The sequence below is a fragment of the Brevundimonas sp. genome (genome assembly GCF_018608325.1).
Lineage (GTDB): Bacteria > Pseudomonadota > Alphaproteobacteria > Caulobacterales > Caulobacteraceae > Brevundimonas.
Genome location: NZ_JABAZW010000114.1, coordinates 40,165 through 42,430 on the forward strand (window position 1 = coordinate 40,165; position 2,266 = coordinate 42,430).

Consider the following 2,266-nt stretch of genomic DNA (forward strand, 5'->3'; position numbering starts at 1 on the left):
CCGCACCGCCGATGACGATGTTCTGGGGCGTACGGCGCTTCAGCAGCAGGGTGTAGAAACCGGCGTAATAGACGATGGTCAGGGCCAGCAGACCCGCCGCCAGCCAGTTGGTGTTCATGCCCAGCAGCATGACCGAGAACAGGCTCAGCACCACGCCAAAGGCCATCGCATCATTTTTACGGACGCGTCCCGCCGCGACGGGGCGTCCGCGCGTGCGGCGCATCAGGGCGTCTGTCTCGCCCTCCAGCGCCATGTTCAATGCGCCCGCTGCGCCTGCGCCCACGGCGATGCACAGGATGGCGATGGCGGCGACGAAGGGGTTCATCGACCCCGGCGCCACGACCAGGCCAGTCGCTGCAGTGAAGACCACCAGCGACATGACGCGCGGCTTCAGCAGCTGGAAGAAATCCTCCGGCTGGGAGGTCGAGAGAACGGGTGTTGTCTGAACTTCTGTCATCTGTGCGGGCCGCATAGCACACCCAAAAGCAGAAGGCCGCCCCTTCCGTTGGAAAGAGCGGCCCGCTGTTTCAGCTTTTGCCTGGGATCAGTGTTCGTCGTCGGCCTTGACCACCGGCAGTTCGTTGAACTGGTGGGTCGGAGGCGGCGAGGACAGGGTCCACTCCAGGGTCGTGGCGCCTTCGCCCCACGGGTTGGCTTCAGCCGGACGGCGACGAATGGCCGCTTCCAGCAACATGATCAGGAAGACGCCGACGCCGACGATCGTGATCACATAGCCGACCGAGGAAACGTGGTTCCACAGGGTGAAGGCGTCCGGGTAGTCGATGTAGCGACGCGGCATGCCCTGCAGGCCCAGGAAGTGCTGCGGGAAGAAGACCAGGTTCACACCGACGAACATGATCCAGAAGTGCAGCGCGCCCAGGAACTCGTTGTACTTCACGCCGAACATCTTCTCGAACCAGTAGTAGAAGCCCGCGAAGATGGCGAAGACCGCGCCCAGAGACAGCACGTAGTGGAAGTGCGCCACGACGTAATAGGTGTCGTGCAGGCTGTAGTCGATGCCGGCGTTCGACAGCACCACGCCGGTCACGCCGCCGACAGTGAACAGGAAGATGAAGCCGATGGCCCACAGCATGGGCGTCTTGAAGGTGATCGAACCGCCCCACATGGTGGCGATCCAGCTGAAGATCTTAACGCCCGTCGGCACCGCGATGATCATGGTCGCAGCGATGAAGTAGGCGCGCAGGTTCACGCTCATGCCGACCGTGTACATGTGGTGCGCCCACACGACGAAGCCGACAAAGCCGATGGCGACCATCGCATAGGCCATCGCCAGGTAACCGAAGATCGGCTTCTTGGAGAAGGTCGAGACGATGTGGCTGATGATGCCGAAGCCCGGCAGGATCAGGATGTACACTTCCGGGTGACCGAAGAACCAGAACAAGTGCTGGTACATGATCGGATCGCCGCCGCCGGCGGGATCGAAGAAGTGGGTGCCGAAGTTGCGGTCCGTCAGCAGCATGGTGATGGCGCCGGCCAGAACGGGCAGCGACAGCAGCAGCAGGAAGGCGGTGATCAGAACCGACCAGGCGAACAGCGGCATGCGGTGCAGGGTCATGCCCGGCGCACGCATGTTCAGGATGGTGGTGATGAAGTTGATGGCGCCCAGGATCGAGCTGGCGCCTGCGACGTGCAGGGCGAAGATGGCCAGGTCGAACGACGGGCCGACGTGGCCTACGGTCGACAGAGGCGGATAGGCCGTCCAGCCACCGCCGAAGCCCTTGCCCGGCCCGCCGTCGACGAACATCGACAGGATCAACAGCACGAAGGCGAAGAACAGCAGCCAGAACGAGATGTTGTTCATGCGCGGGAAGGCCATGTCCGGCGCGCCGATCATGATCGGAACGAACCAGTTGCCGAAGCCGCCGATCATGGCGGGCATGACCATGAAGAAGATCATGATCAGGGCGTGGGCCGTAACCGTGGCGTTATAGCCGTGCTTGGAAGCCTCCACGAGGCCCAGATACTGGACGATCGTGCCTTCCTTGAACACCTGGATGCCCGGCTCGGCCAGTTCCCAGCGGATCAGGCCTGACAGGGCGCCGCCGACGATGCCCGCCATGATGGCGAACAGCAGGTACAGGGTGCCGATGTCCTTGTGGTTCGTGGACAGGAACCAGCGGGTGAAGAAGCCCACCTTGGGGTGGTCGTGATGGTCGTGGTGCGCGGCCCCAGTCTGGGTCGCGTCACGGGTAGCGATAGCGTCAGCCATAATCTGTTCGCCTCTTAGTGGGCGGCCGCTGCGGCG

General features: G+C 63.1%; 2 protein-coding genes. Both read right to left on the reverse strand.

Features of this window, described 5'->3' with window-relative positions:
* On the reverse strand, window positions 1–457 hold a 457-nt coding region (locus tag QZ281_RS11605), incomplete at its 3' end, for a UbiA family prenyltransferase (protein ID WP_363297843.1).
* 87 nt (window positions 458–544) lie between these two features.
* Complete coding sequence (gene ctaD, locus QZ281_RS11610; protein WP_292228513.1) at window positions 545–2,230, reverse strand: cytochrome c oxidase subunit I; 1,686 nt, start codon at window positions 2,228–2,230, stop codon at window positions 545–547.
* Between the last annotated feature and the right edge of the window lie 36 nt (window positions 2,231–2,266).

Coding starts and splice junctions, on each gene's coding strand:
- ctaD (WP_292228513.1), bottom strand. CDS start 2,230: ATGGCTGACGCTATCGCTACCCGTGACGCGACCCAGACTGGGGCCGCG.